This window comes from Streptomyces sp. E2N166, from assembly GCF_003671715.1.
Taxonomy (GTDB): domain Bacteria; phylum Actinomycetota; class Actinomycetes; order Streptomycetales; family Streptomycetaceae; genus Streptomyces; species Streptomyces thinghirensis.
Map to the genome: position 1 here is coordinate 405,616 of NZ_RAIF01000025.1, position 6,307 is coordinate 411,922.

Here is a 6,307-nt window from a genome sequence, read left to right on the forward strand (position 1 = left end):
GTCGTGGCCCCGACGAACGCCTCCGGCGGGCCGGTGGAGGACACGGCGGTACTGCGGCCGGTGCGGGATTCGGCCGATGCTGGGGACGCTGCCGTCTCGCGGGGCGACCGGGGCGGCGCCGAGGACGACACCCGGGATGGTCGCGGCGACGACGGCCGCGCGTCCGGAGCGTCCGAGGCGTCCGCACCCGAGTCCGAGTCCGAGGCGACGACGGAACTGCCCATGCCGCCGGTGCCGCCCGCCCCGACGGGCGCTGCGGACGAGACGGCGGTGCTGCCGGGGGTGGACCCGCGAGCCGCCGACGAGACGGCGGTGCTGCCGCCCGTCACGCAGGGTGCCGCCGACGAGACGGCGGTGCTGCCGCCCGTACGCGGGGACGACCCCGCCGACCGGGTCCCGCCGGGCTACTTCCGGGAGGAGGGTACGGCCGCTCGCTCCGACCGGTCCGAGGAATCCCGGGACCGCACGCGCGAGCTGCCTCAGATCGACCCCGACCAGGCACCGCCCCCCAGGCGCCGCTCGGACTGGGCCGAAGAGACACCGCTGGACGACCTGCCGACGCTGGCGGACGAGCTGCTCGGCCCGCGTGACGGCGACCGCGACGGAGGCGCCCGGGGTGACGGCGGCCGAGGTGACGGTAGGCGAAGCGACGGCACTGACGGCGACGAGGGCCGTCGAGGGAAGGGACGGGGCCGACGCTGACCGGCGGGACCCCGGGACCCCGGGACCCCGGGGGCCCTGGGACCGCGGGCCAACGGGGTCCCAGGGACCGCGGGCCAGCCCCGTGGGCCGGGCTCGGGACCCCGGGCCTCCGATCCCCATGGGCCGGGTGTCCTCCGCCCGCCGCCACCTGCCCACGGCCCGCCGTTCCCTACCCCGGCGTCCCCGGCCCTCGTTGTCAGTGCCGCCCCGCACAATGGAGGACGCGGCGCGGGGTGCGGAGCAGCGCGGCGGAGTATGACGGAACGTGACGGAAGGGCGGCCTGACCCATGACCGTGTGGGACGACCTCGTCGGGCAGGAGAAGGTGAGCGAACCGCTCGCCGCCGCTGCCCGGGACGCCGACGCCTTCGTCACCGCCGCCGCGGCCGACGGCCCGCTCCCCGAGACGTCGAGCATGACGCACGCCTGGCTGTTCACCGGTCCGCCCGGCGCGGGGGTGGCGCAGACGGCGCGGGCCTTCGCCGCCGCGTTGCAGTGCGTGAGCCCCGACCGGGCACTCGGCGGTGTCCCCGGCTGCGGCTTCTGCGACGGATGCCACACGGCGCTCGTCGGCACCCACGCGGACGTCAGCACGGTGGTCGCCATGGGAGCGGAGATCCGCGTCCCGGACATGCGGGACACCGTCCGCAAGTCATTCACCTCGCCCGCGAACGGCCGCTGGCAGATCATCCTCGTCGAGGAGGCCGAGCGGCTGAACGAGAAATCCGCCAACGCCGTCCTCAAGGCCGTGGAGGAACCCGCTCCGCGTACGGTCTGGCTGCTGTGCGCCCCGTCCGTCGAGGACGTCCTGCCCACGATCCGCTCCCGCTGCCGCCACCTGAACCTGCGCACCCCGTCGGTCGACGCCGTCGCCGACATGCTCGTACGGCGCGAGGGCGTCGAGCCGGACGTCGCCGCCGCGGCGGCCCGCGCCACCCAGGGCCACATCGACCGCGCCCGCCGCCTGGCCACGGACCCGGCCGCCCGGAGCCGCCGGGCCGCCGTGCTGAAGCTGCCGCTACGGGTCGAGGACGTCGGCGGTGCCCTCAAGGCGGCCCAGGAACTGGTCGACGCCGCGGCGGAGGACGCCAAGCAGCTCGCCGAGGACATGGACACCAAGGAGACCGAGGAGCTGAAGGCCGCCCTGGGCGCGGCACAGGGCGGCCGGCTGCCGCGCGGCACGGCGAGCGTGATGAAGGATTTGGAGGAGAACCAGAAGCGCCGCAGAACGCGGACCCAGCGCAACAGCCTCGACCTCGCCCTGACCGAGCTCACCGCCTTCTACCGCGACGTCCTCGCCCTCCAGCTCGGCTCCCGTGTGGCGATCGCCAACGCCGACGCCGAGGAAGCCCTGGACCGTCTCGCCCGCGGCAGCTCACCGGAGTCCACGCTGCGCCGCATCGAGGCGGTCGCCGCCTGCGGGGAGGCCCTCGACCGCAATGTGCCGCCGCTTCTCGCGGTCGAGGCGATGGCGATGGCACTCAGAGCGGGCTGACCCGGGGCCTCGGTCGACGACGTGACTCGTACGAGGCACGTCACTCGTACGAGGCACGTCGAGCACGCTCGGCATCGATGTCGTCGCGGAGAGTTACGCTCGCTGAATGCACACAAGGCGCACTCACCGCAGGACCCGCATCGGCAGGACCCGTACCGGAGCCACGCTTCTCGCCGCCGCGTTGCTCGCCACCGCCTGCTCGGCCGGGGGCGCGTCGACGTCCGCCGGTTCGGCGGCCGCCGAGGCGGCCGGATCGACGGAGGCGGCGAAGGCGACGCTGGCCGCGCTGCCGCAGGCCACGCCCGCCGCGCTGGCGCCGTACTACGAGCAGAAGCTGAGCTGGCGCGACTGCGGTGTCCCCGGCTTCCAGTGCGCCACCATGAAGGCCCCGCTCGACTACGCGAAACCGACCGAGGGAGACGTCCGGCTCGCCGTGGCCCGAAAGAAGGCCACCGGCCCGGGCAAGCGGCTCGGCTCGCTGTTGGTGAACCCTGGCGGACCGGGCGGTTCGGCGATCGGCTACCTCCAGCAGTACGCGGGCATCGGCTACCCCGAGGAGGTCCGCGCCCAGTACGACATGGTGGCGGTCGACCCGCGGGGCGTGGCCCGCAGCGAGCCCATCGAGTGCCTCGACGGCCGCGAGATGGACGCGTACACGCGGACGGACGTCACCCCGGACGACGCGGGTGAGGCGGACGAGCTGGTCGACGCCTACCAGAAGTTCGCCGAGGGCTGCGGAGCGGACGCGCCGAAACTGCTGCGGCACGTGTCGACCGTCGAGGCGGCCCGTGACATGGACGTCCTGCGGGCCGCGCTGGGCGACGAGAAACTGACCTACGTGGGCGCGTCGTACGGCACCTTCCTCGGGGCGACGTACGCCGGCCTCTTCCCGGACCGGGCGGGCCGCCTGGTGCTGGACGGTGCGATGGACCCGTCACTGCCCGCACGCAGGCTGAACATGGAACAGACGGCGGGCTTCGAGACGGCGTTCCAGTCCTTCGCGAAGGACTGCGTACGACAGCCCGACTGCCCCCTCGGCGACCAGGGCACCACCCCCGACCAGGTGGGCAAGAACCTGAAGGCCTTCTTCGACGACCTGGACGCCAAGCCCATCCCCACCGGCGACGCGGACGGCCGCAAGCTCACCGAGTCACTGGCCACCACCGGCGTGATCGCGGCGATGTACGACGAGGGTGCCTGGCAGCAGCTGCGCGAGTCGCTGACCTCGGCGATGAAGGAGAACGACGGCGCCGGCCTGCTGGTCCTGTCCGACAGCTACTACGAGCGCGAGGCCGACGGCGGCTACAGCAACCTGATGTTCGCCAACGCCGCCGTGAACTGCCTGGACCTCCCCGCGGCCTTCTCCTCCCCGGACGAGGTGCGAGAAGCGCTCCCCGACTTCGAGAAGGCGTCCCCGGTCTTCGGCGAGGGCCTCGCCTGGTCCTCCCTGAACTGCGCGTACTGGCCGGTGAAGCCCACGGGTGAGCCGCACCGCATCGAGGCCGCCGGTGCCACCCCCATCGTCGTGGTCGGCACCACCCGCGACCCGGCCACCCCGTACCGCTGGGCCGAGGCCCTGGCCGACCAGCTCTCCTCCGGCCGTCTCCTCACCTACGAGGGCGACGGTCACACCGCCTACGGCCGCGGCAGCACCTGCATCGACTCCGCGATCAACACCTACCTGCTGCGCGGCACCGCGCCGGAAGACGGCAAACGCTGCTCGTAGCCACCCCGGCAACAGCCCCGTCCGCCCCGGAGCCCCAGCCTCCGGGGCGGGTACGAAGCACCCTCGGAAACTGTGTAGACTTACCGACGTTGCTGATCGCACCATGGTGCACAGCGCACGCCGCCTTAGCTCAGATGGCCAGAGCAACGCACTCGTAATGCGTAGGTCTCGGGTTCGAATCCCGAAGGCGGCTCCATACGAAACCCGCGGGTCAGGTATCTGATCTGCGGGTTCTTTTTGTGCGCCGACGCTCCCACGGGAGCGGGGCGCGTCCGTTGAACCGTTCCCCGCGGTTTTCCGTACCAGTGGCCAGCGGCCGACGGCCAGTGACGCGGGCCACGCGGCCAGTGCGGCGAACCGCGGGGGCGCGGGTGGGCGTACGCCGGGGATCGCGGTCGTGAACGGCTAGCATCGCGCACACATTGTCGGCCGGAACCAGGTGAGGGCATGAGCGAGCACACGGGTGGACCGAGGATCGCCGTCGCCGTGGTGACCATGGGGAACCGGCCCGCCGAGGTCGACGCCCTGCTGGAGTCCGTGGCCAAGCAGGACGCTCCGCCCGCGCGGATCGTGATCGTCGGCAACGGCTGCCCGCTGCCCGAGTTCGCCGCGCGGCTGTCGCTGCCCGGCGAGGTCACGCCGATCGAGGTCGACGAGAACCTGGGCTGTCCCGGCGGGCGGAACGTGGCGCTCGCGCGGTTGCGGGAGTTCGGCGACACCGATGTGGTCGTGGAGCTGGACGACGACGGGCTCCTCGTGGACGCCGATGTGCTGAGCCGGGTGGGGGAGCTGTTCGCCGCCGACGACCGGCTCGGCATCGTCGGCTTCCGGATCGCCGACGAGCACGGCGAGACACAGCAGCGGCACGTTCCCCGGGTCGGCGCCTCCGACCCCATGCGGGGCGGGTACGTCACCGGGTTTCTCGGCGGCGGGCACGCGCTGCGGTCGGCGATGCTCGACGAGGTCGGCGACTGGCCCGCGGAGTTCTTCTTCGCGCACGAGGAGACCGACCTGGCCTGGCGCGCTGCCGACGCCGGGTGGCGCATCCTCTACGCGCCCGAGTTGTTGCTCCAGCACCCGAAGACCTCGCCCGCACGGCACGCCGTCTACTTCCGGGTCAACGCCCGCAACCGGGTCTGGCTGGCCCGCCGCCGGCTGCCCCTGCCGTTGATCCCCGTCCACCTCGGCGTGTGGATGCTGCTGACGCTGGCGCGCAACCGGTCGCTCGGCGGGCTGCGGGCCTGGTTCGGCGGGTTCGCGGAGGGCCTGCGCAAGCCCGCGGGGGAGCGCCGGCCGATGCGCTGGCGCACGGTGGGGCGGCTCACCCGGCTGGGACGGCCGCCCGTCATCTGAGCAGGACGAGAGCCCCGGTCGTTCACCTCTGACGAACGGGGCCCTCTTACGTCCCCGGACCCGGCCGCGGCGGCGACACTCCCCCGAGCAACGCGTTCTACGCGCGCACCCCCGGGCCAGATCCGATGATGTGATCACATCAGACCTTGCCAACGGATCGCTAACATGTGGCCAACGGTTCTCTGTTGACAATGGGCGGCCGTGACGGAGACGGCCCTGGCGGAAAATCGCCGTGAGGAAGGTGGTAGGGCGGCGTGAAGCGGTACCGCCTGCGGTTCGGACTATTGGGGCCACCGGTCCTGTACGCCGCCGATGCCGCCGTCCCGCTGGGCGATGCCGCTCCTGTCCCCGCCCCCATCCTCGTCGCCAGTCCCAAGGCCCGGGCCCTGCTCGCGGCGCTGCTGCTGGAGGCGGGGCGGTCCGTGTCCGTCGAGTCGCTCGAGGACGCGCTGTGGGGCGGCGCCCCGCCGGCGTCCGCGCGGGCCTCGCTGCACAATCACGTGACCCGGCTGCGGCGGCTGATCGGCGAGCCCGGCCGGCTGCGCGCCGTACCGTCCGGCTACCTCCTGCGGGTCGAGGAGGGCGAGGTGGACGTGCACGTCTTCGAGGCCGCCGCGAGTGAGGCGCGCGCCGCGCACGCCGACGGCGACTGGGCACGGGTCGTGCGCTCGGGCTCGGCCGCACTCGCGCTCTGGCGGGGCGCGCCGCTCGCCGGGCTGCCGGCCGAGGTGGGCGGGTACGCGTTCGCCCAGCGGCTCCAGGAGACGCGGCTCCTGCTCACCGAGTGGTGCTACGACGCCGAACTGTCCCTCGGCGGCGCGCGGCTGGAGAGCCTCGTACCGGAGCTCTCGGCGCTCGCCGCCGAGCATCCGCTGCGGGAGGCGTACCACCGCCAGCTGATGCTGGCCCTGCACCGCACCGGACGGCGGGCGGAGGCGCTGGCCGTCCACCGCGATCTGCGCGCCCGCCTCTCCGAGGACCTCGGCATCGAGCCGGGCCCCGCCGTGCGGGCGGCGCACGTGGAGGTGCTGC

General features: G+C 73.5%; 4 protein-coding genes, 1 tRNA gene and 1 pseudogene. All 6 read left to right on the top strand.

Features of this window, described 5'->3' with window-relative positions; translation table 11 throughout:
• Positions 1-702: pseudogene (locus EBH09_RS19910) on the top strand (hypothetical protein); the annotation flags it as partial.
• Positions 703-990: 288 nt separating this feature from the next.
• Positions 991-2,196: a DNA polymerase III subunit delta' gene (locus EBH09_RS19915; RefSeq protein ID WP_121748323.1), complete on the top strand. Its 1,206-nt coding sequence runs from the start codon at positions 991-993 to the stop codon at positions 2,194-2,196.
• Between the two features lie 106 nt (positions 2,197-2,302).
• Positions 2,303-3,922 carry an alpha/beta hydrolase gene (locus tag EBH09_RS19920; RefSeq protein ID WP_121748324.1) on the top strand — a complete coding sequence of 540 codons (1,620 nt, stop codon included), beginning with the start codon at positions 2,303-2,305 and terminating at the stop codon, positions 3,920-3,922.
• A 119-nt stretch (positions 3,923-4,041) separates the two neighbouring features.
• Positions 4,042-4,118: transfer RNA gene (locus tag EBH09_RS19925), tRNA-Thr, on the top strand.
• A 251-nt stretch (positions 4,119-4,369) separates the two neighbouring features.
• Entirely contained in the window at positions 4,370-5,275 is a 906-nt protein-coding gene (locus EBH09_RS19930; protein WP_121748325.1) for a glycosyltransferase, read from the top strand.
• Positions 5,276-5,529: 254 nt separating this feature from the next.
• Positions 5,530-6,307, top strand: a 778-nt coding sequence (locus EBH09_RS19935; protein WP_193776415.1) for an AfsR/SARP family transcriptional regulator, incomplete at its 3' end; no start/stop codon positions are given.